Source organism: Actinacidiphila epipremni (assembly GCF_012034175.1).
Lineage (GTDB): Bacteria > Actinomycetota > Actinomycetes > Streptomycetales > Streptomycetaceae > Actinacidiphila > Actinacidiphila epipremni.
Genome location: NZ_JAATEJ010000005.1, coordinates 293,599 through 320,092, shown reverse-complemented (window position 1 = coordinate 320,092; position 26,494 = coordinate 293,599). Strand labels below are relative to the sequence as shown.

27 protein-coding genes are annotated in these 26,494 nt (G+C 74.7%); 17 read left to right on the top strand and 10 right to left on the bottom strand.

Annotation, left to right across the window (positions count from 1 at the left end; translation table 11 throughout):
- Positions 1 to 258 precede the first annotated feature (258 nt).
- Positions 259 to 1,749, top strand: coding sequence for a glutamate--cysteine ligase family protein (locus HCN08_RS09945; RefSeq protein WP_167982564.1), 1,491 nt, complete (start codon positions 259 to 261; stop codon positions 1,747 to 1,749).
- Positions 1,750 to 1,839: 90 nt separating this feature from the next.
- On the top strand, positions 1,840 to 2,634 hold the full coding sequence (locus HCN08_RS09940; RefSeq protein ID WP_167982563.1) for a CPBP family intramembrane glutamic endopeptidase: 795 nt from the start codon (positions 1,840 to 1,842) through the stop codon (positions 2,632 to 2,634).
- Positions 2,635 to 2,661: 27 nt separating this feature from the next.
- On the opposite strand, the gene HCN08_RS09935 is transcribed toward HCN08_RS09940, so the two are convergent.
- From HCN08_RS09935 to HCN08_RS09925, 3 genes are all read right to left on the bottom strand, one after another.
- Positions 2,662 to 2,853: a DUF1059 domain-containing protein gene (locus tag HCN08_RS09935; RefSeq protein ID WP_167982562.1), complete on the bottom strand. Its 192-nt coding sequence runs from the start codon at positions 2,851 to 2,853 to the stop codon at positions 2,662 to 2,664.
- A 94-nt stretch (positions 2,854 to 2,947) separates the two neighbouring features.
- Positions 2,948 to 3,361, bottom strand: a complete 414-nt coding sequence (locus tag HCN08_RS09930) for a VOC family protein (RefSeq protein ID WP_167982561.1) — start codon at positions 3,359 to 3,361, stop codon at positions 2,948 to 2,950.
- Positions 3,362 to 3,366: 5 nt separating this feature from the next.
- Entirely contained in the window at positions 3,367 to 3,792 is a 426-nt protein-coding gene (locus HCN08_RS09925; RefSeq protein ID WP_167982560.1) for a helix-turn-helix transcriptional regulator, read from the bottom strand.
- A gap of 154 nt (positions 3,793 to 3,946) precedes the next feature.
- Here HCN08_RS09925 and HCN08_RS09920 point away from each other — a divergent pair, with 154 nt between their 5' ends.
- Positions 3,947 to 4,549, top strand: a complete 603-nt coding sequence (locus tag HCN08_RS09920) for a PadR family transcriptional regulator (RefSeq protein ID WP_167982559.1) — start codon at positions 3,947 to 3,949, stop codon at positions 4,547 to 4,549.
- 94 nt (positions 4,550 to 4,643) lie between these two features.
- On the opposite strand, the gene HCN08_RS09915 is transcribed toward HCN08_RS09920, so the two are convergent.
- The gene (locus HCN08_RS09915) at positions 4,644 to 5,663 is read right to left on the bottom strand and encodes a LacI family DNA-binding transcriptional regulator (protein WP_206318570.1); all 1,020 of its coding nucleotides are present in this window, start codon (positions 5,661 to 5,663) and stop codon (positions 4,644 to 4,646) included.
- Between the two features lie 211 nt (positions 5,664 to 5,874).
- On the opposite strand from HCN08_RS09915, the gene HCN08_RS09910 reads away from it, so the two are divergent.
- The 5 genes from HCN08_RS09910 to HCN08_RS09890 all read left to right on the top strand — a co-directional run bounded on the left by HCN08_RS09910 (position 5,875) and on the right by HCN08_RS09890 (position 12,195).
- Entirely contained in the window at positions 5,875 to 8,154 is a 2,280-nt protein-coding gene (locus HCN08_RS09910; protein ID WP_167982557.1) for a glycoside hydrolase family 3 N-terminal domain-containing protein, read from the top strand.
- Between the two features lie 177 nt (positions 8,155 to 8,331).
- Positions 8,332 to 9,021, top strand: coding sequence for a pyridoxine/pyridoxamine 5'-phosphate oxidase (locus HCN08_RS09905; protein WP_167982556.1), 690 nt, complete (start codon positions 8,332 to 8,334; stop codon positions 9,019 to 9,021).
- 109 nt (positions 9,022 to 9,130) lie between these two features.
- Positions 9,131 to 9,691 carry a Clp protease N-terminal domain-containing protein gene (locus tag HCN08_RS09900; protein WP_322974353.1) on the top strand — a complete coding sequence of 187 codons (561 nt, stop codon included), beginning with the start codon at positions 9,131 to 9,133 and terminating at the stop codon, positions 9,689 to 9,691.
- Positions 9,692 to 9,730: 39 nt separating this feature from the next.
- A complete protein-coding gene (locus tag HCN08_RS09895; RefSeq protein WP_167982554.1) occupies positions 9,731 to 10,714 on the top strand; it encodes an EamA family transporter in 984 nt (327 codons plus the stop codon).
- A gap of 446 nt (positions 10,715 to 11,160) precedes the next feature.
- On the top strand, positions 11,161 to 12,195 hold the full coding sequence (locus HCN08_RS09890) for a DMT family transporter (protein WP_167982553.1): 1,035 nt from the start codon (positions 11,161 to 11,163) through the stop codon (positions 12,193 to 12,195).
- On the opposite strand, the gene HCN08_RS09885 is transcribed toward HCN08_RS09890, so the two are convergent.
- On the bottom strand, positions 12,110 to 12,796 hold the full coding sequence (locus HCN08_RS09885; RefSeq protein ID WP_167982552.1) for a pyridoxamine 5'-phosphate oxidase family protein: 687 nt from the start codon (positions 12,794 to 12,796) through the stop codon (positions 12,110 to 12,112). The genes HCN08_RS09890 and HCN08_RS09885 overlap by 86 nt on opposite strands.
- A gap of 26 nt (positions 12,797 to 12,822) precedes the next feature.
- On the opposite strand from HCN08_RS09885, the gene HCN08_RS09880 reads away from it, so the two are divergent.
- Positions 12,823 to 14,163, top strand: coding sequence for an aminotransferase class I/II-fold pyridoxal phosphate-dependent enzyme (locus HCN08_RS09880; RefSeq protein ID WP_206318569.1), 1,341 nt, complete (start codon positions 12,823 to 12,825; stop codon positions 14,161 to 14,163).
- Here the strand turns inward: HCN08_RS09880 and HCN08_RS09875 are convergent.
- The gene (locus tag HCN08_RS09875; protein ID WP_167982550.1) at positions 14,154 to 15,206 is read right to left on the bottom strand and encodes a DMT family transporter; all 1,053 of its coding nucleotides are present in this window, start codon (positions 15,204 to 15,206) and stop codon (positions 14,154 to 14,156) included. The genes HCN08_RS09880 and HCN08_RS09875 overlap by 10 nt on opposite strands.
- 72 nt (positions 15,207 to 15,278) lie before the next feature.
- Here HCN08_RS09875 and HCN08_RS09870 point away from each other — a divergent pair, with 72 nt between their 5' ends.
- On the top strand, positions 15,279 to 16,181 hold the full coding sequence (locus HCN08_RS09870; RefSeq protein ID WP_167982549.1) for a LysR family transcriptional regulator: 903 nt from the start codon (positions 15,279 to 15,281) through the stop codon (positions 16,179 to 16,181).
- A gap of 58 nt (positions 16,182 to 16,239) precedes the next feature.
- Here the strand turns inward: HCN08_RS09870 and HCN08_RS09865 are convergent, their stop codons facing one another.
- A complete protein-coding gene (locus tag HCN08_RS09865; protein ID WP_167982548.1) occupies positions 16,240 to 16,803 on the bottom strand; it encodes a Rieske (2Fe-2S) protein in 564 nt (187 codons plus the stop codon).
- A gap of 177 nt (positions 16,804 to 16,980) precedes the next feature.
- On the opposite strand from HCN08_RS09865, the gene HCN08_RS09860 reads away from it, so the two are divergent.
- From HCN08_RS09860 to ung, 5 genes are all read left to right on the top strand, one after another.
- The gene (locus tag HCN08_RS09860) at positions 16,981 to 17,826 is read left to right on the top strand and encodes a HipA family kinase (protein WP_206318568.1); all 846 of its coding nucleotides are present in this window, start codon (positions 16,981 to 16,983) and stop codon (positions 17,824 to 17,826) included.
- Complete coding sequence (locus HCN08_RS09855; RefSeq protein WP_167982547.1) at positions 17,826 to 18,209, top strand: DUF3037 domain-containing protein; 384 nt, start codon at positions 17,826 to 17,828, stop codon at positions 18,207 to 18,209. The genes HCN08_RS09860 and HCN08_RS09855 overlap by 1 nt, the downstream gene beginning before the upstream one ends.
- 170 nt (positions 18,210 to 18,379) lie before the next feature.
- On the top strand, positions 18,380 to 19,141 hold the full coding sequence (gene fabG / locus HCN08_RS09850) for a 3-oxoacyl-ACP reductase FabG (RefSeq protein WP_167982546.1): 762 nt from the start codon (positions 18,380 to 18,382) through the stop codon (positions 19,139 to 19,141).
- Between the two features lie 20 nt (positions 19,142 to 19,161).
- On the top strand, positions 19,162 to 19,947 hold the full coding sequence (locus tag HCN08_RS09845) for an SDR family oxidoreductase (protein ID WP_167982545.1): 786 nt from the start codon (positions 19,162 to 19,164) through the stop codon (positions 19,945 to 19,947).
- A gap of 110 nt (positions 19,948 to 20,057) precedes the next feature.
- Positions 20,058 to 20,735, top strand: a complete 678-nt coding sequence (ung, locus tag HCN08_RS09840; protein ID WP_167982612.1) for a uracil-DNA glycosylase — start codon at positions 20,058 to 20,060, stop codon at positions 20,733 to 20,735.
- 56 nt (positions 20,736 to 20,791) lie between these two features.
- On the opposite strand, the gene HCN08_RS09835 is transcribed toward ung, so the two are convergent.
- A complete protein-coding gene (locus HCN08_RS09835; RefSeq protein ID WP_322974352.1) occupies positions 20,792 to 21,181 on the bottom strand; it encodes a hypothetical protein in 390 nt (129 codons plus the stop codon).
- A gap of 209 nt (positions 21,182 to 21,390) precedes the next feature.
- On the opposite strand from HCN08_RS09835, the gene HCN08_RS09830 reads away from it, so the two are divergent.
- Complete coding sequence (locus HCN08_RS09830; RefSeq protein ID WP_322974359.1) at positions 21,391 to 22,290, top strand: Gfo/Idh/MocA family protein; 900 nt, start codon at positions 21,391 to 21,393, stop codon at positions 22,288 to 22,290.
- On the opposite strand, the gene lnt is transcribed toward HCN08_RS09830, so the two are convergent.
- Together lnt and HCN08_RS09820 are read right to left on the bottom strand one after the other, a co-directional pair.
- Positions 22,262 to 23,797, bottom strand: a complete 1,536-nt coding sequence (gene lnt, locus HCN08_RS09825; RefSeq protein ID WP_167982542.1) for an apolipoprotein N-acyltransferase — start codon at positions 23,795 to 23,797, stop codon at positions 22,262 to 22,264. The two genes, HCN08_RS09830 and lnt, sit on opposite strands and share 29 nt — an antisense overlap.
- Before the next feature lie 239 nt (positions 23,798 to 24,036).
- Positions 24,037 to 24,633, bottom strand: a complete 597-nt coding sequence (locus HCN08_RS09820; RefSeq protein WP_167982541.1) for a histidine phosphatase family protein — start codon at positions 24,631 to 24,633, stop codon at positions 24,037 to 24,039.
- Between the two features lie 306 nt (positions 24,634 to 24,939).
- On the opposite strand from HCN08_RS09820, the gene HCN08_RS09815 reads away from it, so the two are divergent.
- Positions 24,940 to 26,376, top strand: coding sequence for a dihydrolipoyl dehydrogenase family protein (locus tag HCN08_RS09815; RefSeq protein WP_322974351.1), 1,437 nt, complete (start codon positions 24,940 to 24,942; stop codon positions 26,374 to 26,376).
- The last annotated feature ends 118 nt before the right edge of the window (positions 26,377 to 26,494 follow it).

The following is a 26,494-nucleotide window of genomic DNA, read 5'->3' as shown; positions in this document are numbered from 1 at the left end:
TCTGCGCGCCACGGACGGCCGGATCCCGACGGTCATTCCAGCCGTGCCCGCGTCCGTCCCACGGCATCCGAATGTGCCGCTGGAATGTGCGCGGATGCCTGCTACAGCAAGCCTAGCGTGAGCGGCCCGTCCGGCGCGGCGTTATTCGATCATTTGGGTGGGCATCCTGGAGGTACCCCCAGGCGGAGCCGCGGGGCGGGGGTGCCCCCGGGCGAAGCCCGGGGAGGTCCGCGACGGGCGGGGAGGAGGGAGGCGCCGATGGGGGAGAAGGTCGTCGCCAGCGGGTTCGAGCCGGCCGACCGGGGCCGCTACCGGCACAAGCTCCAGCAGTGCCTGGCGGGGTTCGAGCGGCTGCTGGAGGGCGGGCGTTTTGACCGGCCGCGCAATCTGATGGGCCTGGAGATCGAATTGAATCTCGCGGATTCCGCGGGACTGCCCCGCATGATGAACGAAGAGGTGCTGGAGCGCATCGCGAGCCGCGATTTCCAGACCGAGCTCGCTCAGTTCAACATTGAAGTGAACATAGCGCCGCACCGGCTTTCAGGACCGGTCTTCGAGCGGCTCGCCGAGGAACTGCGCACGGGGCTGGCGTATGCCGACCGGATGGCCTCGGAGGTCGGCGCGCACATCGTCATGGTGGGAATTCTGCCCACCCTCCAGGCGCAGGACCTGGTCTCCGCCAACCTCTCGCGCGCCGACCGCTACATGCTGCTCAACGACCGCATCCTCGCCATGCGCGGCGAGGACATCACCTTGGACATCCAGGGCGCCGAGCACCTGGCCTACGCCTCCCACTCCATCGCGCCCGAGGCGGCCTGCACCTCCACCCAGATGCATCTGCAGGTCACCCCGGGCCGCTTCGCCGCGGTGTGGAACGCCGCGCAGGCCGTGTGCGGCCCGCAGGTCGCCGTCGGCGCCAACTCCCCGTTCCTCTTCGGCCGCGAGCTGTGGCGCGAGACCCGCCCGGCGCTCTTCCAGCAGGCCATCGACACCCGCCCGCAGGAGCTGCGCGCCCAGGGGGTGCGCCCGCTGACCTGGTTCGGCGAGCGCTGGATCGACTCGCCGCTGGACCTGTTCGCCGAGAACGTCCGCTACTTCCCCGCGCTGCTGCCCATCTGCGACGACGAGGACCCGCTGCGGGTGCTGGACGGCGGGGGAGTGCCCCAGCTGCGCGAACTGACCCTGCACAACGGCACGATCTACCGCTGGAACCGCCCGGTCTACGCCGTCGTCGACGGCGTGCCGCACCTGCGGGTGGAGAACCGGGTGCTGCCGGCCGGCCCCACCGTCGACGACGTGCTCGCCAACGCCGCCTTCTACTACGGGCTGGTCCGGGCGCTCGCCGAGGCGCAGCGCCCGGTCTGGCAGCGGCTGCCGTTCGGCGCGGCCGAGGCCAACTTCGACGCCGGCTGCAAGGACGGCATCGGCGCGGTCATGCACTGGCCGCGCGGCCGGGGCGGCAGCCTCGCCGAGATCCCCGCCGTCGACCTGGTCAGGGACGAGCTGCTGCCGCTGGCCGCGGCGGGCCTGGACGCCTGGGGCATCGAGCCCGCCCACCGCGACCGCTACCTCGGCATCGTCGAGGAGCGCTGCCGGCTGCGCACCAACGGCGCCGAATGGCAGTGCGCGGCCTTCCACCGGCTGCTGGAGCGCGGCCAGGACCGCCGTACGGCGCTGGCGCTGATGACCCGGCACTACCGGGAGAACATGGCGAGCGGTGAGCCGGTCCACCGGTGGCCCGCGGTCTGAACCCGGCGGCGCGGGGCGGGGGTGCCTCCACGGCGGCAGGCGCGATCTTCGTATCTTGTCCTGCAGACACCCGCGCCGCTGGAGGACCGTATGCACACACAGCCGTACCAGGTGCAGGGCGCGGACGCGGAACTTCCCGACCGGACGCTGCGCAGCGAGACGCTGATCGTGCTGGCGCTCTCGCTGGGCGCCAGCGGGGTCTCGGCGCTGATCGACTTCATCGGCTCGGTGACCCGGCCCGGCGCCCTGAAGAACCAGGCCGCCACGCTCGTCGGCTCCTACGCCCCGCACCGGCCGTGGCTGGACCTGGCGTGGCAGCTGTTCTCCATCGCCACCGCGCTGGCCCCGGTCGCGCTCGTGGCCCACCTGCTGGGCCGCGAGCGCGCCGGGATGCGCGCGATCGGCTTCGACCTGACCCGCCCGCGCCCGGACCTGGCCCGCGGCGCCGTCGTCGCCGCGGTGGTCGGCGGCACCGGACTGGCCTTCTACCTGGGCGTGCGGGCGGCCGGCTTCAACCTGACGGTGGTGCCCGAGTCGCTGCCCGACGTGTGGTGGAAGATCCCGGTGCTCGTCCTGTCGGCGGTGCAGAACGCCGTGCTGGAGGAGGTCATCGTGGTCGGCTACCTGCTGCGCCGGCTGGACCGGCTCGGCTGGACGCCGACGGCCGCGCTCGCCGCCAGCGCGGTGCTGCGCGGCTCGTACCACCTCTACCAGGGCCTCGGCGGCTTCTTCGGCAACATGGCGATGGGCGTGCTGTTCGTCCTGCTCTACCGCCGCTGGGGCCGGGTCGGGCCGCTGGTCGCCGCCCACGCCCTGATCGACACGGTGGCCTTCGTCGGCTACGCGGTGCTCGCCGGCAAGGTCGGGTGGCTCCCCACCGCGTGACCGCCGCCGCGCACCCGGCCGTACGGCTCAGGCGTGCTGCGGCACCTCGTCCTTGAGCGTGCCGCGGATCTGCTCGCGCAGTTCCGCGGTGTCGGTGTGCCCGTGCACGGAGGCGGCATGTTCGGCGGCGGCGCGCACGACCTCGTCCTCCTCGCCGGATATGGCGAGCGTGCAGTTCGTCTCGCTGGGGAAGTCCCGGCAGTCGGCGACCTTGCGCATGGCGCATCTCCTCCTTCTGCTCTCCCTTACGAGTCTAGGACGCGCCCTGGACGCCCCGGTACGGGACGGTATCGCCCGGTGCGGGCCGGAGCGGTCAGCCCTTGGCCTGGTTGAAGCGGACCTCGTTGCCCGCCGGGTCGCGGAAGGCGCAGTCGCGTACGCCGTAGGGCTGGTCGGTGGGCTCCTGGACGACGTCCGCGCCGGCCGACTGGAGCGCGTCGAAGGTCGCGTCGACGTCGTCGCTCCAGAAGACGACCCGGGCGAAGACGCCCTTGGCCATCAGGTCGGCGACCACCCGGCGGTCCTCGGCGGTCATGTTGGGGTTGACCGCCGGCGGCTCCAGCACGATGTCGACCTCGGGCTGCGAGGCGGCACCGACGGTGATCCAGCGCATGCCGCCGTAGGCGACGTCGTTGCGGACCTCCAGGCCCAGCAGGTCGCGGTAGAACGCGAGCGCCTTGTCCGGGTCGTCGACGGCGAGGAAGGTGTGCGAAAGCTTGATCTCCATGCCGCTCACGCTACGGCAGGACCACCGGCGCGCACTTCTTTGATCCTGACCGGTCGGGTGACCATCCGCGCCACGCACGACGGCAGCCCGGGCAGCTCGGCATGGCTGCGGGCCCGGTACGCGCTCGGCGTCTCGCCCACCAGCTCGGTGAAGCGGGTGCTGAACGAGCCCAGCGAGGAGCAGCCGACCGCCATGCAGACGTCGGTGACGGACATGTCGCCGCGGCGCAGCAGCGCCTTGGCCCGCTCTATGCGCCGCGTCATCAGATACGCGTAGGGCGTCTCGCCGAAGGCCGCGCGGAAACTCCGGGAGAAGTGCCCGGGGGACATCAGCGCCTCCCGCGCCAGCGCCGGCACGTCGAGCGGCTGCGCGTACGCGCGGTCCATGCGGTCGCGGGCCCGCCGCAGCCGCACCAGATCCGTTCTGTCCATGCCCTCAGTGTGCCGCACCCCACTGACACCGGGCCGGGCGCGCCGCGTCCGCGCAGGTCGGAGGGCCTTGCCATCCGACACTCACCGATATATCGTTGAGGCATCGCGAGAGGATCGCGAGGCAATCACGAGACATCACAGAAGGAGAAACGTCATGCGTGGACACACTCATGGACACCCGCACGGAGCCGGCCCCTTCGGGCCCGGCGCACACGGCGAGCACGAGGGCCGCAGGGCCGCCTTCGGGCCGTTCGGACCGCCCTTCGGTGGCGGCCCCTGGGGACCGGGCGGACGGGGGCGCGGAGGCCCGCGCGGCCGGGCCCGGCGGGGGGACGTACGGGCCTCGATCCTGGCCCTGCTCAAGGACCGGGACATGCACGGCTACGAGATGATCCAGGAGATCGCCGACCGCAGCGGCGGCGCGTGGAAGCCGAGCCCCGGCTCGGTCTACCCGACGCTGCAGCTGCTGGAGGACGAGGGCCTGATCACCAGCACGAGCGAGGGCGGCAAGAAGCTCTTCACGCTCACCGACACCGGCCGCCAGGAAGCCGAGGCCGGGCCCGAGGCGCCCTGGGAGGACGCCGGGCGCGGCGTCGACTGGGACGCGATGAACGAGATAAGGAAGGCCGGCGGCGGACTGGTCGAGGCCTTCCGCCAGGTGTGGGTCGCCGGCACCCCCGAGCAGCGCGAGAAGGCGCTGACGGTGGTGAACGAGGCCCGCAAGAAGCTCTACCTCATCCTCGCCGACGAGGACTGACGGCGGACGCCGCAGCCGCGCCGGCGGCGGGGGAGACGGCGGGCCCCCGGGGAATCGCCCCCGGGGGCCCGCCCCTGTGCGCGGAGGCGGCGGCTCAGCCGCGCGGGCGGCTCGACCCGCGCACCACCAGCCGGGTCGGCACGATACGCGGCTGCGCCGGCTCCACCGGCGCCGCGTCGATCAGCCCGCGCAGCGACGCCACCGCCGCCTCGCCGAGCCCGCGCTGGTCCTGCGCCACGGTGCTCAGGGCCGGGCGGACCAGCGACGCGGCGTCGATGTCGTCGAAGCCGACCACCGCCAGGTCGCCGGGCACCGAAAGACCCGCGTCCGCCGCCGCGTGCATCGCGCCTATCGCCATCTGGTCGCCGGCCGCGAAGATCGCGGTCGGCCGGTCGGCGAGCGCCAGCAGCCGCTTGCCCGCGCTCTGCCCGCTGGCCAGGAAGAAGTCGCCCTCCGTCACATACTCCGGCGGCACCGCCAGCCCCAGCCGCGTACAGGCCCGCAGATAGCCCGCCAGGCGTTCGGCGGCCGGCGGCAGGTGCAGCGGGCCGGTCACGGTGGCGATCCTGCGGTGCCCCTGCTCGTACAGGTGCTGCACGGCAAGCTCCGCGCCCGCCGCGTTGTCCGAGCTGACCCGGACCGTACGCGGCCCGGTGAAGGCGGTGTCGATGCCCGCGCACGGCACGGTCGAGCCGGCCAGCAGCCGCAGGCAGCGGTCGTCCGGCGGCGTGGTCAGCACGATCACGCCCTCCAGGTTGTGCCGCCGCACCGCCTGCAGCAGCGCGGTGTCCTGCTCCTCCGCGCCCGGCGTGTTGAGCAGCATCAGGTGGTAGTCGGCCTCGGACAGCGCGGTGCGCACGGCACTGAGCAGCCCCAGCAGATACGGGTTGTGCAGGCCCCTCGCCTCCTGCCCGCTGTCCCATATCAGCCCGATGGTGTCCGAGCGGCGGCGCACCAGCGTACGGGCGGGTTCGTTGGGCGCGTAGCCCAGTTCGCTGGCCAGCGCCCGGATCTTCGCCCGGGTCGCCTCGCTCACCTCGGCTCGGTCGTTCAGCGCGCGGGAGACGGTGGCGGTCGACACGCCGCTGCGGCGGGCGAGTTCACGGATGTTCACGGCGGACCCGTTCTGCGCGAATGGACAAGGGACGGTGGACAAGGGCGTAAATATGAGAACGACATGAAGAGACGGAAAAAAGCCTGCTGCACACAGTCTTGACGATCAGTCGGGGCGAGGACAGACTTCCCGCCGATCGGAAACGTTTACGGCACGGTCGGCCCCGGCTCGCCCGGGGATCCCCAACAGGAACGGGACGCCTGCGATGCCAATGAACGCTCGACGACTGCGCGTCAGAACCCTTCTGACGCTCGCCACCGCCGCCGCCTGCGTGGCCGCGGTGGCCTCCGTACCGGCACAGGCCGGCGACAACCCCACGTACACCAACCGGAACGCCCCCGTCGACGTGCGGGTCAAGGACCTTCTCAAGCGGATGACGCTGGACGAGAAGATCGGCCAGATGGACCAGATTTCGGTGGTCCGCATGCAGGGCGACTGCGAATGGAGCGGCGGCGCCTTCACCGAATCCTGCATGAAGAACGTCCTGGTCGACAATGCCGCGGGCTCGGTGCTCTCCGGCGGCGGCGCAGGACCCGCCGTCAACACCCCGTCGAACTGGGCGGCAATGGTCAACGCCGTGCAGAAGTACGCGATCGAGAACTCGCGCCTGCACATCCCGGTCATCTACGGCGTCGACGCCGTGCACGGCCACAACAACGTGCTGGGCGCCACGATCTTCCCGCAGGAGATCGGCCTGGGGTCGAGCTGGGACCCCGGCCTGGTCGGCGACGCGGGCGCCGCCACCGCCCGGGCGGTCGCCGCCACCGGCATCGACTGGAACTTCGCACCGGTCGCCGACATCGCCCGCGACCAGCGCTGGGGCCGCTACTACGAGACGTACGGCGAGGACCCGCTGCTCGCCGGCACCCTCGCCTCCGCCGCCGTCAAGGGCATCCAGGGCGCCGACGGCGCCAAGGACGTCGCGGCGACCGTCAAGCACTTCGCCGGCTACGGCGAGCCCGGCAACGGCCACGATCGCGTCCCCGGCGACGTCTCGCTGCGCTACCTCCAGGACACCCTGCTGCCGTCCTACAAGCAGGCCGTGGACGCCGGAGCCATGTCGGTGATGGTCAATTCCGGTGCCGTCAACGGCGTCCCGGCGACCGCCTCGCACTACCTGCTCACCGACGTGCTGCGCGACCAGTGGGGCTTCAAGGGCGTCGAGGTCAGCGACTGGCAGGACGTACGGGCCCTGCAGACCTCGTACCACATCGCCGCCGACTACCCCGAGGCCATCGCCAAGGCCGTCAACGCCGGTCTGGACATGGCGATGGAGCCCTACGACGCGCAGGGCTTCACCGACGGGCTCAAGACCGCCGTGCAGCGCGGGCTGGTGTCCGTCAAGCGCATCGACCAGTCCGTCTCCCGCATCCTCACCATGAAGTTCGAGCTCGGGCTGTTCGAGCACCCCTATGTGGACGCCTCGAAGGCCGACGGGCGGGTGATCGGCGCCGACACCGCGCTCGCCCGCAAGGCCGCCGACGAGTCGCAGGTGCTGCTGCGCAACGACGGCAATGTGCTGCCGATCGCGAAGTCGGCGAAGAAGATCGTGGTGGCCGGCTCCTACGCCGACGACATCAACGACCAGGCCGGCGGCTGGACGGTCGGCTGGCAGGGCGTGCCCGACGGGGTCACGCTGCCCGGCACCACCGTGCTCCAGGGCATCAAGGAGGCCGCGCCCCCGGGGACGACGGTGGTGCGCGCGACGTCCGCGGACGACGCGGTGACCCAGGCCGAGGACGCCGACCTGACCGTCGTGGTGGTCGGTGAGAAGGCCGCCGCCGAAGGCACCGCGGACTCCCCCCGGCCCGAACTGAGCGCCGACCAGCAGGCGCTGGTGAAGTCGCTGAAGGCCACCGGCAAGCCGGTCGTCACCGTGGTGCTCGCCGGCCGCCCGCTGGTGCTCGGCGACGCCGACGGCACACAGGGCCTGCTGATGTCGTGGCTGCCCGGCACCGAGGGCGGCCACGCGGTGGCCGACGTGCTGTTCGGCTCGTACAACCCCAGCGGCCGGCTCAGCGCGTCCTGGCCCAAGGACATCGGCAACGAGCCGCTGTACTACCAGCAGCTCCCCGGCACCAACGCGGGACCCGAGTCGAACTACGACGCGGCCTACCGCTTCGGCGCGGGCCTGTCCTACACCAGCTACACCTTCGACTCGGTCAAGGCGTCCGCCGCGAGCGTCCGCACCCGCGACACCATCACCCTGAAGGTGGGCGTCTCCAACACCGGCAGCCGCGCGGGCGACCTGGTCGTCCCCGTCTATGTCGCGCAGCCCACCAGCGACGTGCTCACCCCGCCCGCCAAGCTCGTCGCCTTCACCCGGGTGCACCTGGGCGCGGGACAGCACACGACGGTGAGCCTGAAGGTGCCGCCGACCCGGCTCGCCCTCACGCCGGGCGACATCGACGGCTCGGGGCCGCAGCAGGTCGAGCGCGGGGCGTACGTCTTCACCGCGGGCAGCCAGAGCACGACGGTGACCGTGCGCTGACCGGCCGGCCCGGTCGTGAGCCGCGTCCGCGGGGCGCGGTGAGCTGACGGCGGCGGGCCGCGGGCGGGGCACTTTCCCGTCCGCGGCCCGCCGTGCCGCACGCACCGCACGGCGCCCGGATGCCAGGCTTGGCCCGCTGCCGCCGGGGAAGGCGCCCGGCGGGCGGAGGGAGGACGCATGAGCGAGGGTACGGACGGCGCCGCGGCGGACCGGGAGCTGCTGGAGCGGATCAGGGCCGCGCCCGTGCTCGCCGGGCCGCTGCTCACCTTCGACCCCGACCGGGCGCCCGGCGCCCCCGGGCCGCTCTTCGCCGCCTGGCTGGACCGCGCGCTCGCCGACGGGGTGCCCGAGCCGCAGATCATGACGCTCAGCACCGCCGCCGCGGACGGCACGCCGAGCGCCCGGGTGCTGATGCTGCGCGGCGTCGACTCGGCGGACTGCGCCGTCGTCTTCGCCGGCGACCGCCGCAGCGGCAAGGGCCGCGACCTCGCCGCGAACCCGGTCGCCGCGGTCTCCTGGTACTGGCCCGCGCACGGCCGGCAGATCCGGATGACCGGCCCGGTCGACGCCCTGGACGCCGGGACCGCCCGGCGCGACTACCTCGGCCGCTCGCCGGCCTCCCGCGCCGCCGGCCTCGCCGGGGTCACCAGCGCGCCGCTGGGCAGCCTGGCGGAGTACGCGCGCGAGCGCCGCGCCGCACAGGAGCGCGTGGCCGCCGAGCCGGACGCGGTGCCGGAGGGCCACACCGTCTACCGGCTGCGGGCCCGCCAGGCGGAGTTCTGGCAGGCCGACCCCGAGCGCGGCCACCTGCGGCTGCACTACACGCGGGACGGCGACGGCTGGACCCGCACCTTGCTGTGGCCATGACTCATCCCCCGGGAGGATGCCGCCGCCGGCCGACCCCCTCCGCGGACGGAGGCGGAATGGACCGCTGAGCCGATGCGGCACGGCCGGGGCCTCTGGTGTGATGGATGGCGTGTACAGCGACCAGGGGCCGACGCCGGAGCCGGCCCACCCCGAGGACGACGCGCAGCTGACAGCGCAGATGCGCGCCGTGGCCGCGAGCGCGCGCCGCCGCGCGGTCCGGGACGGGGACACGCAGGCCGACACCGCGCACCTGCTGCACTCCCTGCTGGAGAACGACCCGCAGGCCCGCGCCGCCTGCGACATACCCGAGGGCCGGGCCGCCCGCGTCCTCGGCTACCTGGTGCAGCGCAGCATCGGCTACGGGCTGCGCTGGCACGGCTCGGTGGAGGACTCCGGGGCGCTGCCCCTGCTGACGATGACCGCGCCGGGCTGGAGCCCGGCCGCCTCCGCCGCGCTCGGCGGCGCGGTGGACCTGGCCCGGGCGCGCGGCCGGCAGCAGGCCGACGGCATCGACCTGCTGCACGCGCTGGCCGCCGACCCGGACTGCCGCGCCGCCGACGTCCTGCGCGCGGCCGGGCTGGACCCGGACGGGCTGCAGGAGGAGCCCGGGGCCGGCTTCGGCACGGTGCCGGGGCCGCGGAGCGCCGGGACCGGGGATGACAGGGCTTAACGGGGTGACGGTCCTGTCGCCGGCTGACATGATGGCCGGATGCGCGGAACTGCGGTGAAGAGCACCGGACTCGGGCTCGCCTTGGTGTCGGCGTGCGCCTTCGGAGGGTCCGGCGTCGCCGCGAAACCGCTCATCGACCTGGGCCTCGATCCGCTCCAGGTGGTGTGGATGCGGGTGGCTGGCGCCGCGCTCGTCCTGCTGCCCGTCGCGCTGCGCTCCCGCGCTCTGCCCCGGCAACGGCCCGGCCTGGTCGCCGGGTTCGGGCTGCTGGCGATCGTCGGCTGCCAGGCGCTCTACTTCGTGGCCATCGCGCGGATACCCGTCGGCATAGCGATCCTCGTCGAATACCTCGGCCCGGCGCTGCTGCTCGGCTGGATCCGGTTCGTCCAGCGCCGCCCGGTCACCCGCGCCGCCGCGCTCGGCGTCGTCCTGGCCACCGCGGGCATGACCTGCGTGGTCGAGGTGTGGTCGGGCCTCGCCTTCGACGCGCTCGGGCTGCTCTACGCGTTCGGCGCGGCATGCTGCCAGGTGGCGTACTTCGTCCTGGCCGACGGCGGCGGTTCCGGCCGTACGGACGGCGCCGCCGCGCCGGAGCCGGAGTCGGTCATCGCGCACGGGCTGGTCGTCGGGGCGCTCGTGCTCACGGCGGTCTCCCACCCGTGGACGATGCGGTGGCACACGCTGGGGCATCAGGCCGCGCTCGGGGACCGCGAGGTGCCGGCGGTGCTGCTGGTGGGGTGGATCGTGCTGGTCTCCACGGTGGTCGCCTACCTCACCGGCGTGACGGCGGTCCGCAGCCTCAGCCCGCAGGTCGCGGCGGTCGTCGGCGGGATGGAGGCGGTGATCGCCACGGTGCTCGCGTGGATCCTGCTGGCCGAGCACCTGGGGTTCTGGCAGGTGGCGGGTGGGGCGCTGGTGGTGGCCGGCGCGCTGGTCGCGCAGACTGCTTCTGCGAAGCCCGGCAGGGCCGAAGGGACGGTTGTGGCGGCGAGCGCGCCTGCGCAGGAGCGGATGTCTGCGTGAGGGGTGGGGGCATCGGGGGGTGCGCCTTGAGGTGCGTCGGCCGCTGACGGTTGCTTCGTGGCTGAGCGCGCAGTTCCCCGCGCCCCTAGGTGGGTGCCCCTTGGGGTGTGTTGCTTGCGTGCGGTGTGTTGTGGCTGGGCGCTCCGTTCTCCCAGGGCTTCGCCTGGGAGGTGCCCCCCCCGCGCCCCTAGGTGGGTGCCCCCTCGGGCGCGTTGTCTGCGTGCGGTGCGTTGTGGTTGGGTGCGCCGGGCTTCGCCTGGGGGTGCCCCCTGGGTGGGGGTCTAGCGGGGGCATATCGTGGTGGGGTGCAGAGCGTTGTTCTTTCGCCGCCCGTGGGGTGAGTGCGGGCGAGGTCGGGGGCCGTCGGGGGTTGGGGCCGGCGGTCGGTCGGGGTTGCCCGCGAAACGGGATGAGGCCGTTGACCGACACTTCCGCGGGAGAACTCCGTGTTCCTCAGGCATGCACCCGCCCCGGCCACCCGGGGCCTGATCTACGTCGCGGTCGCCGCGACCGGCTGGGGTACGGCCGGCGCCGTCGCCGCCGCCTTGTACGGGGGGAGCGGGCTCGGCCCGTTCGCCCTCACCTTCTGGCGCGCCGCAGGCGGCTTCGTGCTGCTGCTCGCCGCCCGGCTCGCCCGCCGGCCGCGGGCGGAGGCGGCCGGTGGGCCGCGGGCCCGTACCGTACGGCGGGTGGTGGCGACCGGCGCCGGGCTCACCGTCTTCCAGATCGCCTACTTCTGCGCGGTGCGGTCCACGGGCCTGGCCGTGGCCACCGTCGTGACGCTCGGCTCGGGCCCGGTGCTCATCGCGCTGGCCGCGCGGCTGACGATGGGTGAGCGGCTGGGCCGCGGCGGCGCCCTGGCGGTGGCCGGCGCGCTCGGCGGCCTCGCGGTGCTGGTCCTCGGCGGCGGCCGGGCCGACGTACGCCCCGCCGGCGTCGGGCTCGCGGTGCTCTCCGCGGCGGGCTACGCCGCGATCACCGTGCTGACCCGCTGGTGGGGGCGCGACGGCGGGACCGGCGACCCGTTCGGCACCTCGATGTGGGCCTTCGGCATCTGCGCGGCCGTGCTGCTGCCGGCCGCCTGCTGGGAGGGCCTGCTGCCGCACACCGCGCACCTCGGCCGTACGCTGCTGCTGCTCGGCTACCTCGCCTCGGTGCCGACCGCCCTCGCCTACGGCCTGTACTTCGCGGGCGCCGCGGTACTGCGGGCGGCGACGGTGTCGGTGGTCGCCCTCATCGAGCCGGTCTCGGCGACGGTGCTCGCCGTCACCCTGCTCGGCGAGCAGTTGACGGCGGCGACCGTGCTCGGCTCGTGCTGCCTGCTGGGCGCGGTCGGCGCGCTCACCACGGACGAGGCCCGCGCGGCACGCCGACGGCCCCGTACGGTCATGGCGGTCAGCGGGGCACCGGCGGCAGATAGTCCGGCAGCGCTATGTCCTGGCCCGGCAGTTCGGCCGGCTCCGGTACGCCGTAGGAGGTGACGACCGGGAGCACACCGGACCAGTAGGGCAGCGTGACGTCCTCCGGCTCCTCGTTGGGGCCGCCGGTGCGCAGCTTGGCCGACACCTCGCGCAGGTCGAGCCGGATCACGGCGGTCGCCGCGAGCTCCTTGGCGTTCGGCCGCCGGGTGTCGGCCGAGCGGCCCGGGACGGCCTGGTCGACGATCGCGTCCAGCGCGGCGGCCCGCTCGCCGGGGTCGGTCACGTCGAACGCGGTGCCGTGCACCACCACCGAGCGGTAGTTGACGGAGTGGTGGAAGGCGGACTTGGCCAGCACCAGGCCGTCCACGTGCGTGACCGTCAGGCACACCGGCAGCCCGCCGCCGGACGCCTCCCGCAGGGGCCGCGAGCCGGTGGACCCGTGCACGTACAGCCGCTCGCCGCTGCGCGCGTACAGCGTGGGCAGCACCACCGGGGCGCCGTCCCGGACGTAGCCGAGGTGGCAGAGGTAGCCCTGGTCGAGGATCGCGTGCACGGTCGCCCGGTCGTAGGCGGCCCGCTCCTTGGCGCGGGTGGGGGTGCTGCGGCCGGTGGCGGGATACGTGCCGAACTGCTCGGCGGAGGACTCGGGGGCGGTCGGCATGGTGCGATCCTTTGCACTAGTGCATAATGGGCTTTGTGCTAGGAGAGTACAGAATCCATGGTCGGGGCGCATCGGGTATTGCCGCCGACATCGAGAGCGCGGTCGGCGCCGGCGCGCTGCGCCCGGGCGACGCGCTGCCGCCGCTGCGCGACCTGGCCGCCGAGCTCGGCGTCAACGCCAACACCGTGGCCGCCGCCTACCGGCTGCTGCGCGACCGCGGGGTGATCGAGACCGCGGGCCGCCGCGGCAGCCGGGTGCGGGCCAGGCCCGCGACCGCGCCGCGCGACCAGATCCGTATCGACGTGCCGCCGGGCGTACGGGACGTCTCCAAGGGCAACCCCGATGTCGCGCTGCTCCCGCCGCTCGGCGACGCGCTCGCCGTGGCCGCCGGGCGGCACGCCCGCAACCCGCCGCTCTACGGCAGCCCGCCGGTGGACCCGGAGCTGGCCGAACTCGCCCGTGCCGCGCTGGACGCGGACGGGGTGCCCGCCGGGCCGGTCGGGCTCACCTCGGGCTCGCTGGACGCGATGGAGCGGGTGCTGACCGCGCATCTGCGGCCCGGCGACGCGGTCGCCGTGGAGGACCCGGGGTGGGGCAGCCTGCTCGACCTCGTGCCCGCGCTCGGCCTGCGGGTGGTGCCGGTCGCGGTGGACGACGAGGGACCGGTGGCCGGCGATGTCGCCCGCGCGCTGCGGGCCGGCGCCCGCGCGCTGGTGGTGACCGACCGCGGGCAGAACCCGACCGGCGCGGCCGTCTCCGCCGCCCGCGCCGGCGAACTGCGCGGCCTGCTCGCCGAGCACCGCCATGTGCTGGTGATCGACGACGACCATGTGCACGGCGCGGTCGACCTGCCGCTGCACTGCCTGTCCGGCGTCACCGACCACTGGGTGCTGGTGCGCTCGGTCGCCAAGGCGTACGGCCCCGACCTGCGGCTCGCGCTCTACACCGGCGACGCCACCACCGTGGACCGGGTACGCGGCCGGCACCGGCTCGGCGCGGGCTGGGTGAGCCATCTGCTCCAGCAGGCCGTCGTCCACCTGTGGCGCACCGGCGCCGTGGACCCGGCGGCCGTCGCCGCCTCGTACGGCGCCCGGCGCGACGCGCTGGTGCGGGCGCTCGCCGAGCGCGGGGTCACCGCGCACGGGCGCAGCGGCATGAACGTGTGGGTGCCGGTCAGCGACGAGACCGGCGCGGTCGCCGGCCTGCTCCAGCACAGCTGGGCCGTCACCCCGGGCGCCCGCTTCCGGGTGCGCTCGGCGCCCGGCGTGCGCGTGACGGTCTCCCCGCTGGACCTGGACGACATCGCGCCGCTGGCCGGCGCCGTCGCCGAGGTGCTGCACGCGCCCGGCGCCGGCCGCTACGGCTGAGGGCCGGCCGCCTTCTTCCGCGGCACGGGCCGCGCGCCGGGCCGCCGCTGGGTGAGCGCGGCCCCGACGAGGATGACGACCGCGCCGACCGGCTCGTTCCAGTGCAGCGTCTCGCCCAGCAGCAGCACGCCGGCCGCGGTCGCCACGATCGGGATGAGGTACGTCACCATCGACCCGATTGTCGGGCCCTTCTGCGCGACCAGCCCGTACTGCACCAGGAACGCCATCCCCGTGCCCAGCGCGCCCAGCGCGAAGACCGACAGCACCGACTTCGCCGGCCAGGCGTCCGGCATCGAGGTGAAGAACGGCGTGACGACCAGCAGTTGGACCGTGCCGGCCATCAACTGGCTCGCGGACACCGCCAGGTGCGAGCTGCCGGTGCCGCCCAGCGTCCGGCGCACGTACGCCCACCCCACCGCGTAGCTGAAGGCGGCCGTCAAGGCCATGAGGGTGCCCTTCGGGTCCTGCCCGGAGAAGCCCTGCCACGCCCCGAGCACCGTGAGCACCCCGAGGAAGCCCAGGCCCACGCCGGCGAAGCGCTCCCGCGAGGGCCGGTCCTCCGACAGCGCCACCAGCGAGACCAGCATCGAGAACAGCGGCGTGGCCGCGTTGCATATCCCGGCGACCATCGACGGGATCGTCTGCTCCGCCGTCGCGAACAGCGTGAACGGCAGCGAGTTCAGCAGGATCGCCGCGACGAACAGATGCAGCCAGGTGCGCGGCGAGCGGGGCAGCCGCTCACGCCGCACCGCGACCGCCGCGGCGAGCACGGCGGTGCCGAACACCATCCGGCCCAGCGTCACCTGCAGCGGTGCGAACGCCTCGTTGCCCACCTTCATGAACAGGAAGCTGAAGCCCCACACCAGGCCGAGCGCCGCGAACCTGATCCGCCAGTCCAGCACCGGACGGCGGCGCGGCGCGGGCGGCGAACCGGCGGCATCGGCGGCTTCGGCTGCATCGGCTGCATCGGCGGCATCGGCGGCTTCGGCAGGGGATCCGCCGGCGGCGGCGGGAGTGGGGCGGCTTGCGGCGGGTGCGGTCATGGCTCCACGATGACGGTCCCGATCTCGTAGTACAAGCGAGTTTTCGTTGAAGGACAATGTAGTATTTCTTATATGTTGAGTCTGGAGCGCCTGCGCATCCTGCATGCGATCGACACCTACGGTTCGGTGAGCGCCGCCGCCGACGTGCTGAGCGTGACCACCTCCGCGGTCTCCCAGCAGATGGCCAAGCTGGAGCGGGAGACCGGCCAGGCGCTGCTCGCCAGGAGCGGCCGGGGCGTGCGGCTCACCGACGCCGGGCGGCTGCTGTCCGGGCACGCCGAGCGGATACTGTCGCTGGTCGAGCTCGCGCACTCCGACCTGGAGGCGCACCGGGGCGCCGCGGTCGGCGACCTGGTCGCCGGCGCCTTCCCGACCGCCGTCCGCGGCCTGTTCCCCGCCGCCCTCACCGAACTGCGCCGCGCGCACCCGCAACTGCGCCCGACGGTGCACGAGCTGGAGCCGCACGACTCGCTGGCCCGGCTGGTGCGCGGCGACCTCGACCTCGCGGTCGTGCTCGACTGGTACAACAAGCCGCTCTCGCTGCCCGGGGGCCTGGCCAAGGCGCCGCTCTTCGACGACATCGTGGACGTCGCGCTGCCGGCCGGGCACCGGCTGGAGGGCCGTACCGACATCGACCTCGACGAACTCGCCGACGACGACTGGATCGCCTGGCCGGACGGCGGTTTCTGCCACGAGTGGCTGCTGTTCACGCTGCGCGGCAAGGGCGTCGAGCCGCGCGTGGCGCACCACGCGGAGGAGCACGCGACGGTGCTCGCCCTGGTCGCGGCGGGCCTCGGCGTCGCCGTCATGCCGCGGCTCGGCCGGGATCCGCTGCCCGGCGGGGTGCGGATGGTGCCGGTGCGGCACACCATGCACCGCCACGTCTACGCGGTGTGGCGCGCCGACGCCGACCGCCGCCCGGCGATCCGGGCCGCGGTGGACGCGCTGCGCACCGCCGCCCGCCGCGACGCCTGACCCGCCACGGTCCCGGCGGGTCAGGCGACGCGGCGGGCGCGGCGGCGCGGCGGCGGGCTCAGCCGAGCGTGAGGGTGTCCCCGGAGACCGTGACCGGCTCGGCCGCCAGCGGCGAGGTGGCCGGGCCGTTCGCGACCGAGCCGTCGGCGATGTGGAACTTGCTGCCGTGGCAGGGGCAGTCGATCGTGCCGTCCGCGACCTGCGCCACCGTGCAGCCCATGTGGGTGCACACCGCGGTGAAGCCCTTGAACTGCCCCGCGGTCGGCTGCGTGACGACCACCTTCTGGTCGGCGAAGACCTTGCCGCCGCCCACCGGGATGTCCGAGGTCTTCCCCAGCACGGTGCCGCCGCCCGACCCGGAGCCCCCCGAACCTCCCGAGCCGGAGCCGGAGCCGGAGCCGGAGCCCGAGCCCGCGTCCGAGGTGGCCGGCGCCGGTGCCCCGCCGCCGTCGGAGGGCGCGCCGGAGGCGGGCGCGTCGGACGCCGAGCCGGAGTCCGAGTCGGAGCCGCCGCACGCGGCGAGCACGGCGGCGAGACCCGCGCCGCCCGCCGCGACGACGAGGCTGCGACGGGTCGGGACGAGGGGGAGACCGGGCTTGTCGGCTCCGGGCGTTTCGGCCATGAGCTGCATCCTGTTCGACTGGGCGGGCCGGCCGGCGGGAGGGCGCCGCCCGGCGGGCGTGATGTGCACGCGTGCCTGGTGATACGCGCGATCACCGGGTTGCGTTCAGCCGCCCGCCGGATTTCACCCGGCTGCCGTAACGCGCGGCCTCCGCGCGACCGGCGATAGCCTGGCCCGATGCTGAGAGAAGTGACGGGCATCCGGTATGTGACGCCGCTGCGCGAGGGCGGCTCGGTGCCCGGCGTGGTGGAGGCCGACGACCTCGGGACGTACGTGGTCAAGTTCCACGGCGCCGCGCAGGGCCGCAAGGCGCTGGTCGCCGAGGTGATCGCCGGCGAGCTGGGCCGCCGGCTGGACCTGCGGGTGCCGGAGCTGGTCCGCTTCGACTTTGACCCGGTGATCGGCCTCGGCGAGCCCGACCAGGAGATCCAGGACCTGCTCAAGGCCAGCGGCGGCCTCAACCTCGGCATGGACTTCCTGCCCGGCTCCCTCGGCTTTGACCCGCTGGCCTTCGGCGTGGAGCCCGCCGAGGCGAGCCGCGTCGTGTGGTTCGACGCGCTGATCGGCAACGTCGACCGGTCCTGGCGCAACCCCAACCTGCTGGTCTGGCACCGCAACCTGTGGCTCATCGACCACGGCGCCTCGCTCATCTGGCACCACAACTGGAAGGGCGCCGCGGCCTCCGCCGCCAAGCCCTACGATGCCTCCGACCACGCCCTGTCCCGCTTCTCGCCCGACCCGGCCGCCGCCGCGGCGGAACTGGCGCCGCGGGTGACCGCCGGCCTGCTCGCCGAGGTCACCGCGCTCGTCCCGGACGAGTGGCTGGCCGGCGAGCCCGGCTTCGACTCGCCCGACGCCGTACGCCGGGCCTACGGCGAGCTGCTGGCCGCCCGCGCCGCCGACATCCACGAGCGCATCACCCTCGCCCCCCGCCGCCGCGACCGCCGGCCGCCGCCCGAATGGCTGCGCACCTGGGTCGACGGCAAGAACGCCGAGGGCGCGGACGCAGGGGAGCGCGCCTGATGGGCGGGCGGGACGTGTTCGAGTACGCGCTGGTGCGCGTCGTGCCGCGGATCGAGCGCGGCGAGCTGATCAACGCCGGCGTGCTGGTCTACTGCCGGGCGAAGGCGTACGTCGGGGTGCGGGTGCACCTGGACGAGTCCCGGCTGCGCTGCCTCGACCCGGACGTGGACGTCGCCGCGGTACGGGCGGCGCTGCGCGGCTACCAGGAGGTGTGCGCGGGCGGCGAGGACGCCGGGCAGGCCGGCGGCGACGACCCGGGGCGGCGCTTCCGCTGGCTCACCGCGCCGCGCAGCACCGTCGTGCAGCCGGGCCCCATCCACACCGGGCTCACCGCCGACCCGGACGGCGAGGCGGACCGGCTGCTCACCCTGCTGGTCCACTGAGCCGCGGCGCCGCCGGGCGCGTACCGCGCGGTGTGCCGGGCCACATCACCCGTGGTGGCGTTGACACTCGGTCACTGTCCTCCTACGGTTTCGGCAACGGGACCTACTAAGCGGTCGCTCATCTGTGGGCAGCCACGGAGCCGGCCGCACCACAGGGCTGAGGAGAACAGATGTCCAGCACCGAGCAGCGCGTCGCGATCGTCACCGGCGCCGCCCGCGGTATCGGCGCCGCCACCGCGGTCCGGCTGGCGGCCGAGGGCCGGGCCGTCGCCGTACTCGACCTCGACGAGAGCGCCTGCAAGGACACCGTCGCCGCGATCACCGGCGCCGGCGGCCGGGCGCTCGCGGTCGGCGCCGACGTGGCGGACGAGGCGCAGGTCCAGGCCGCCGTCGCCCGGGTCGCCGAGGAACTGGGCGCGCCCACGGTGCTGGTCAACAACGCCGGCGTGCTGCGCGACAACCTGCTGTTCAAGATGAGCGCCGCGGACTGGGACACCGTCATCGGCGTCCACCTGCGCGGCGCCTTCCTGATGAGCCGCGCCGCCCAGAAGCACATGGTCGACGCGCACTTCGGCCGGATCGTCAACCTCTCCTCGTCCTCCGCGCTCGGCAACCGCGGCCAGGTCAACTACTCCGCCGCCAAGGCGGGCCTGCAGGGCTTCACCAAGACCCTCGCCATCGAGCTCGGCAAGTTCGGCGTCACCGCCAACGCCGTCGCCCCCGGCTTCATCGCCACCGACATGACCGCCGCGACCGCCGCCCGCGTCGGCATGGACTTCGAGGAGTTCCAGGCCGCCGCCGCCACCCAGATCCCGGTGCAGCGCGTCGGCCGCCCCGAGGACGTCGCGGGCGCCATCGCCTTCTTCACCGGCGACGACGCCGGATTCGTCTCCGGCCAGGTGCTGTACGTGGCCGGCGGACCCCTCGACTGACGGCCCAAGGACCCCACACCATGACGCAGAACACCACCCCCGCCTCAGCCTCCGCCCCCGCCGACAGCGGCAGGGCCGCCCTCGTCACCGGCGCCAGCCGCGGCATCGGCTACGCCATCGCGCAGGCCCTGGTCGCCCGCGGCGACCGGGTGTGCATCACCGGCCGCAACGAGGACGCCCTCAAGGAGGCCGTCGAACGGCTCGGCCCCGACCGGGTCATCGGCGTCGCCGGCAAGGCGCACGACGAGGCGCACCAGGCCGCCGCCGTCGAACGCACCATGGAGGCCTTCGGCCGCCTCGACTACCTCGCCAACAACGCCGGCACCAACCCCGTCTACGGGCTGCTCGCCGACCTCGACCTCGGCGTCGCCCGCAAGGTGTACGAGACCAACGTGATCTCCGCGCTCGGCTTCGCCCAGCAGACCTGGAAGGCGTGGCAGAAGGAGCACGGCGGCGCGATACTCAACGTCGCCTCGATCGCGGGCCTGGCCCCCTCGCCCTTCATCGGCGCCTACGGCGTCAGCAAGGCCGCGCTGGTCAACCTGACCGTGCAGCTCGCCGCCGAGATGGCGCCCGGCGTGCGGGTCAACTCCCTCGCGCCCGCCGTGGTCAAGACCAAGTTCGCCGCCGCGCTCTACGAGGGCCGCGAGGAGGAGGCGGCGGCCGGCTATCCGCTGGGCCGGCTCGGCGAGCCCGAGGACATCGGCGGCGCCGCGGCCTTCCTGCTCGGCGAGCAGGCCGGCTGGATCACCGGGCAGAACCTGGTGATCGACGGCGGCCTCTTCCTGCGCGCGGGCGGCGCCTGACGGCGGGCCCCGGGAGCCGCACGGGCCACCGCCCGGCGCGGTGTCAGTGCCGGGCGGTACGTTCTGACGCAGTAACGGATCGCGTACCGGAGGTTCCCGACGTGCCCACCATGCTGCCCGACTCCTGGCAGAGCGTTCTCGGCGAGGAGTTGGACAAGCCCTACTTCCAGCAGCTCACGGATTTCGTGGAGGCCGAGCGCAAGGAGCACCGCATCTTCCCCCCGCGGGAAGAGGTGTTCGCCGCGCTGGAAGCGACGCCCTTCGACCGGGTCAAGGTGCTGATCCTCGGCCAGGACCCGTACCACGGCGAGGGCCAGGGCCACGGGCTGTGCTTCTCGGTGCGCCCCGGGGTGAAGACCCCGCCGTCGCTGCGCAACATCTTCAAGGAGATGCACGCCGAACTCGGCCACCCGGTGCCGGACAACGGCTATCTGCTGCCGTGGGCCGAGCAGGGCGTGCTGCTGCTCAACGCGGTGCTGACGGTCCGTGAGGGCGAGGCCAACTCGCACAAGGGCAAGGGCTGGGAGAAGTTCACCGACGCCGTGATCCGCGCGGTCGCCGGCCGCCAGGACCCGGCGGTCTTCGTGCTGTGGGGGAATTACGCCAAGAAGAAGCTGCCGCTCATCGACACCGACCGGCACATCGTGATCCAGGGCGCGCACCCCTCGCCGCTGTCGGCCAAGCTCTTCCTCGGCAGCCGACCGTTCAGCCAGATCGACGCGGCGGTCGCGGCGCAGGGCCACCAGCCGATCGACTGGCGCATCCCCGACCTCGGCGACCGCACGTAACGCGCGCGGCCGACACGTAACGGGTGCGGCCCGGGCGTAGTGGCGCGCCCGGCTGTTCAGCGGCCGTAGACGCCCGCGCAGATGGCGGCGGCGGGGCTGCCCGCCGGCCAGCCGCCGTACGCCCGGCCCATCGCGCACGGCCCGCTGCCCGCGACCCCCGGCGGCACCGCCGCCCGGCGCCCCACCGGCCGCGGCCGGCGCGGCACCGGCGCAGTGGTCCGCCGCGCGGGCGCCCGGGTGTGCGGCGCCCCCGGCGGGGCGGGGGCCTTCGCCCCGGCGGGCGGCGTGACGTCGGCCAGCAGCGGCTCGACGGGCGGCTGCGCCGGAGCCCCCACCCGGGGCACCGGGCGGGTCGGCGCGGGGGAGGGGCCGGCAGCGGGGGAGACGGTGGTGCATCCGGCGGCGGCACAGGCCAGCAGGATCACCATGACGTTCGACAGGCGCACCCGCCCCACTCTGCCCGCGCCGGCGGCCCGGCGGCATTCCCCCCAAGGGTGATCCCCGCGCCCGCCGTGCCGCGCCGTCACCCGTACGGGGAAGTGCCGCCCCGCCCCCCGGCGGGCCCCCGACCGGCCCGTATGCTGCGGGGACGCCGCGCCCGGCCGGGGCGCGGGCAGGAAGGCGGGAGCAGCGGATGGCATCGGGCAGCGAGCCCCTGAAGGTCGGCGTCATCGGACTCGGCGACATCGCGCAGAAGGCGTACCTGCCGGTGCTGACCGCCCAGCCCGGCCTGGAGCTGCACCTGCACACCCGCACCCGCGCCACCCTCGACCGGATCGGCGACGCCCACCGGCTGCCGCACCGCCACACCACCCTCGACGCGCTGCTCGGCCAGGGCCTGGACGCCGCGTTCGTGCACGCGCCCACCGAGAACCACGTCGAGATCGCCGCCGCCGTCATCGAGGCCGGCGTGCCCGTCTACGTCGACAAGCCGCTCGCCCGCGACGCCGCCGGCGCCCGCGCCCTCGTCGCGCTCGCCGAGGACCGCGGCGTCCCGCTGATGGCCGGCTTCAACCGCCGCCACGCCCCCGGCTACGTCCAGTGCCTGGACCATCCGCGGGACCTGGTCTTCCTGCACAAGAACCGCATCGGCCTGGCCGACGACCCCCGCGAGGTGGTCTTCGACGACTTCATCCACGTCGTCGACACCCTGCGCTTCCTCGTGCCCGGCGAGATCGAGCAGGTCCGTGTCACGGCCAAGGTCGTCGCGGGCCTGCTGCACCACGTCGTGCTGCACCTGTCCGGCGACGGCTTCACCGCCGTCGGCTCGATGAACCGGATGAGCGGCTCGGTCGAGGAGAGCCTCGACGTCAGCGGCGGCGACACCCGCCGCCAGGTGCTCAACCTCGCCGAGGTCGTCGACCACAAGGGCCAGCCCACGCTGCGCCGCCGCGGCGACTGGGTGCCGGTCGCCCGGCAGCGCGGCATCGAGCAGATCACCCTCGCCTTCCTCGACGCGGTCCGCACCGGCGCCCCGCTGGACGCCCGCGACGCGCTCGCCACCCACGAGCTGTGCGAACGCATCGTCACCGAGGTACGGGAACAGGCCGCCTGACCGCGAGCGTCACCTCGTACGCCGCCGCGGCCAGCACCAGCAGCAGCGCCAGCCGCGGCACCCAGTCGCCGAACCGGACGTAGAGGCTGCGCCCCGAGGCCAGCGGCACGTCGTAGACCGCCGAGGTGCCGGCGCCGGTGCCGACCCGGCGGCCCACCCGGTGCCCCTCGGCGTCGTAGACCGCGCTGATCCCGGTCAGCGTCGCGTGCACCATCGGCCGCCCGCTCTCGGCCGCCCGCAGCGCGGCGAGCGAGGCGTGCTGGGCGGGCGCCCAGCTGTGCTGGAAGGACGACGTGGACGACTGCGCCACCAGCAGCTGCACACCGTCCCCGGCCAGCCGCCGGCTCATGTCGGGGAAGGCGGTCTCGAAGCACACCAGCGGCCCGAACCGCAGCCCGCCGGCGTCCATCACCACCTGCCGGGCGCCGCGCCGCCGGTCCTGGCCGGCCGCCTTGCCCACCGACGTCGCCCAGCCCAGCACCGACCGCAGCGGGATGTACTCGCCGAACGGCACCAGCCGCATCTTGTCGTACGTCGGCCCGGTCACCCCGCCCGGGCCGATCAGCACCGACGTCTTGGCGATGCCGGAGCCGTCGGCGCGCTCGGCGTCCACGTTGACCAGCAGGTCAGCGCCGACCTGCCGGGACAGCGCGGCGAGCCGGCGCGCCACGTCGGGCCGGCCGGCCAGGTCCACCCCGACGCTGCTCTCGCCCCACACCACCAGGCCCGGGTGACTGCCCGCCAGCCGCCGGGTCAGCGCCACCTCGCGGTCCAGCCGCGCCTGCCCGGTGGCGACGACACCCGGCTGCACGATCGCGATCCGGGTGCCGCCCGCCGGCCGCGGCAGCGGCGCCCACAGCCACGCCGCGGCCCCGCCCAGCACCGCCACGAGCAGCGCGGCCACCGCGGGCCTGCGCAGCCCGGGCGCCGCCACCAGCAGTACCACCGCGGTGTTGACCAGCACCAGGGCCGCGCTCACCAGCCACACCCCGCCGACCGACACCAGCCGCAGCGCCGGCGCCACCTGCCACTGACTGGCACCCAGCAGCCCCCAGGGCCCGCCGAGATACTGCCAGGAGCGCACCAGCTCCACCATCAGCCACCCGCACGGCAGCAGCACCAGCGCCGCGCCGGCCCGCGGCTGCTGCTGCCCGCCGGTCCCCAGCAGCCGCCGCACCAGCCAGCCCCAGGGCGCCCACAGCGCCCCCAGCAGCAGCGCGAGCACCACGGCGAAGACGTTCAGGCTCGGGATGAGCCAGTGGTGCACCGCGAGCATGAACCCGGCGCCGCCGAGCCACCCGTCGACGGCGGCCCGCCGCGCGGTGCGGGCCGACCGGGCGAGCAGCATCCACGGCACCAGCGCCCCGTACGCCAGCCACCACAGGGAAGGGGCGGGGAAGGCCAGCGAGGGCAGCGCCCCGGCCGCGGCGGCGACCGCGCCCCGGGCCCAGGGGGACGCCAGGGCGCCCTCCCGCCTCGACCGCCGCTTGGTGGCCGTCACCGTCATCCGCGCTCCTCACCGCTCCGCACACCTGCCGGCCGCCGGATCCGTACCGGCGGGTACGGGCGGGGCGACCGCGCGGCGACCAGTCTCCCCGCCCGGCCGGCCTCCCGCCCGCCGGGCGGCGCGCCGGACGGCGTCGGCGTGTCGGGCGGCGGTACGGCCCGGGCGCGCGGACCTCACCCGTACGGCCCAGGGCGGCGGATGCGCGGGGCCGGCGCGCGGGGGTCGGCGCGGTCGGCGGCTCAGGGCAGCCGGTTCCAGGCGGTCAGCACATGGCGGCCGTGCTCCGAGCCCAGCCCGCTCACCGTGCCGGTGGCGAGCTGGAAGAGGGCGCCGTCGGCGGGCGGCAGGCCGAGCCGGCGGGCCGTCAGCACCCGCAGGAAGTGCGCGTGGGCGACCAGCACCACATCGCCGCCGTCGCCGTCGGCGAGGGCCGCGTCCACCCGGGCCAGCACCCGGTCGGCGCGGTCGCCGACCTGCTGCGCGGTCTCACCCGGATGGCCCTCGGGCCCGGGGACCACCCCGTCGGTCCACAGGTCCCAGCCGGGCCGCTCGCGGTGGATGTCGGGGGTCGTGACGCCCTCGTAGCCGCCGTAGTCCCACTCCACCAGATCCGGGTCGATCCCGGTGTCGTCGAGGCCGGCGAGCTCGGCGGTGTGCCGGGCGCGCCGCAGCGGGCTGGTCAGGACCCGGACGACATCGCGGCTCGCCAGCAGCGGGGCGAGCGAGCGGGCCTGCGCCTCGCCGTGCCCGGTGAGCGGCAGATCGGTGTAGCTGGTGTGCCGCCCCGACCGGCTCCACTCGGTCTCACCGTGCCTTATGAGCACCAGTTCACCCATCGGTACACCTCCCGCGGGCGCCGTCCGGCGCTCCTTCGTGATCATACGTCGGCCCTGTCGCCGTCGCCTCGGACGGCCGCGCGGGCCCCGCCGGCCGTCCCCGCGGGAGCGGCCGGGCGGCCCGGGGCATGACACGCGGGCACCGGGACAGACGTACCGTCACCCGGCGTCAGTACGATGACCGCGCGCCCTCCGGCCCGTGGCATCGGCGTGACGCCGGCCGGATCGTGGGGGCACGCCGCGGGACGTGGTGCGCCCGTGCCCCGCCCGGCCCGACCGCCGTCCGAGAGCAGCACAGGAGCCGCCGTGAACGACGCCCCCCGTACCTACGACGTCATCGTCATCGGCGCAGGCCCGGTCGGTGAGAACGTCGCGGACCGCACCCGTGCCGCGGGCCTGAGCACGGTCGTCGTCGAGCGCGAGCTCGTCGGAGGCGAGTGCTCGTACTGGGCGTGCATGCCGAGCAAGGCGCTGCTGCGCCCGGTCATCGCCCGCGCCGACGCGCGCCGGCTGCCGGGCCTGGCCGGCGCCGCGCAGGCACCGCTGGACGCGGCGAAGGTGCTGGCCCGGCGCGACGAGTTCACCTCGCATTGGAAGGACGACGGGCAGGTCGGCTGGCTGGACTCCGTCGACGTGGATCTCGTACGCGGCCACGGCCGGCTCACCGGCGAGCGCGAGGTCGCCGTCGCGACCCCGGACGGCGGGACGGTGCGGCTGACCGCCCGGCACGCGGTCGTCGTGGCGACCGGCACCACCGCGGCCCTTCCGCCGATGCCCGGCATCGACGACGTCAACCCGTGGACCAGCAGGGACGCCACCAGCGCCAAGGAGGCGCCGCGGCGGCTCGCGGTGGTGGGCGGCGGTGTGGTCGCCGTCGAGATGGCGACCGCCTGGCAGGCGCTCGGCTCGCAGGTCACGCTGCTGGTGCGCGGCGACAGGCTGCTGGACCGGATCGAGCCGTTCGCCGGCGAGCTGGTCGCCGACGGGCTGCGCGAGGCGGGGGTCGAGGTGCGCTTCGGCGCCAACGTCGGCTCGGTGGAGCGCGACGGCGCCCACGGGGAGGTCAGGATCGGGCTAGAGGGCGGCGCCCGGGTGACCGCCGACGAGGTGCTCTTCGCCGTGGGCCGGCGCCCGCACACCGGCGACATCGGCCTGGAGACCGTCGGCCTGAAGCCGGGGAGCTGGCTGGAGGTCGACGACACCTGCCAGGTCACCGCCGTGCCCGGCGGCTGGCTGTACGCGTGCGGCGACGTCAACCACCGGGCGCTGCTCACCCACCAGGGCAAGTACCAGGGCCGGATGGCCGGCGCCGCGATCGGCGCGCGGGCCAAGGGCGAGCCGGTCGACGACGCCCCGTGGGGCGCGCATGTGGCGACCGCCGACCACGCCGCCGTCCCGCAGGTCGTCTTCACCGACCCCGAGGTCGCGGCGGTCGGGCTGTCGGCGGCGGAGGCCCAGCAGGCCGGCCGGAACGTCAAGGTCGTCGACTACGACCTCGGCCAGGTCGCCGGCGCGAGCCTGTACGGCGACGACTACCGCGGCCGGGCCCGGATGGTCGTCGACCTCGACCGCGGCCACCTGGTCGGCGTCACCTTCGTCGGCCCCGGCGTCGGCGAGCTGCTGCACTCGGCGACGGTCGCGGTGGCCGGCGAGGTCCCCGTGGACCGGCTGTGGCACGCGGTCCCCTCGTACCCGACGGTCAGCGAGATCTGGCTGCGGCTGTTGGAGACCTACCGCGGCTGAGCCGCGGGCGCGTGCGCGACCGGGCGCCGCCGGCGTGCCCAAGGCCCTTGCGGGTGCGGCACGGTGACGGCCGGTCGCCCCCTCGGGCGGGGGTGGCCGGAACCGCCCGCGGCGACCA

Coding starts and splice junctions, on each gene's coding strand:
- HCN08_RS09910 (WP_167982557.1), top strand. CDS start 5,875: ATGAACGCTCGACGACTGCGCGTCAGAACCCTTCTGACGCTCGCCACC.
- HCN08_RS09930 (WP_167982561.1), bottom strand. CDS start 3,361: ATGGAGATCAAGCTTTCGCACACCTTCCTCGCCGTCGACGACCCGGAC.
- HCN08_RS09925 (WP_167982560.1), bottom strand. CDS start 3,792: ATGGACAGAACGGATCTGGTGCGGCTGCGGCGGGCCCGCGACCGCATG.
- HCN08_RS09870 (WP_167982549.1), top strand. CDS start 15,279: ATGTTGAGTCTGGAGCGCCTGCGCATCCTGCATGCGATCGACACCTAC.
- HCN08_RS09905 (WP_167982556.1), top strand. CDS start 8,332: ATGAGCGAGGGTACGGACGGCGCCGCGGCGGACCGGGAGCTGCTGGAG.
- lnt (WP_167982542.1), bottom strand. CDS start 23,797: ATGACGGTGACGGCCACCAAGCGGCGGTCGAGGCGGGAGGGCGCCCTG.
- HCN08_RS09945 (WP_167982564.1), top strand. CDS start 259: ATGGGGGAGAAGGTCGTCGCCAGCGGGTTCGAGCCGGCCGACCGGGGC.
- HCN08_RS09820 (WP_167982541.1), bottom strand. CDS start 24,633: ATGGGTGAACTGGTGCTCATAAGGCACGGTGAGACCGAGTGGAGCCGG.
- HCN08_RS09860 (WP_206318568.1), top strand. CDS start 16,981: ATGCTGAGAGAAGTGACGGGCATCCGGTATGTGACGCCGCTGCGCGAG.
- HCN08_RS09920 (WP_167982559.1), top strand. CDS start 3,947: ATGCGTGGACACACTCATGGACACCCGCACGGAGCCGGCCCCTTCGGG.
- HCN08_RS09895 (WP_167982554.1), top strand. CDS start 9,731: ATGCGCGGAACTGCGGTGAAGAGCACCGGACTCGGGCTCGCCTTGGTG.
- HCN08_RS09940 (WP_167982563.1), top strand. CDS start 1,840: ATGCACACACAGCCGTACCAGGTGCAGGGCGCGGACGCGGAACTTCCC.
- HCN08_RS09875 (WP_167982550.1), bottom strand. CDS start 15,206: ATGACCGCACCCGCCGCAAGCCGCCCCACTCCCGCCGCCGCCGGCGGA.
- HCN08_RS09845 (WP_167982545.1), top strand. CDS start 19,162: ATGACGCAGAACACCACCCCCGCCTCAGCCTCCGCCCCCGCCGACAGC.
- ung (WP_167982612.1), top strand. CDS start 20,058: ATGCTGCCCGACTCCTGGCAGAGCGTTCTCGGCGAGGAGTTGGACAAG.
- HCN08_RS09935 (WP_167982562.1), bottom strand. CDS start 2,853: ATGCGCAAGGTCGCCGACTGCCGGGACTTCCCCAGCGAGACGAACTGC.
- HCN08_RS09885 (WP_167982552.1), bottom strand. CDS start 12,796: ATGCCGACCGCCCCCGAGTCCTCCGCCGAGCAGTTCGGCACGTATCCC.
- HCN08_RS09865 (WP_167982548.1), bottom strand. CDS start 16,803: ATGGCCGAAACGCCCGGAGCCGACAAGCCCGGTCTCCCCCTCGTCCCG.
- HCN08_RS09880 (WP_206318569.1), top strand. CDS start 12,823: ATGGGCTTTGTGCTAGGAGAGTACAGAATCCATGGTCGGGGCGCATCG.
- fabG (WP_167982546.1), top strand. CDS start 18,380: ATGTCCAGCACCGAGCAGCGCGTCGCGATCGTCACCGGCGCCGCCCGC.
- HCN08_RS09855 (WP_167982547.1), top strand. CDS start 17,826: ATGGGCGGGCGGGACGTGTTCGAGTACGCGCTGGTGCGCGTCGTGCCG.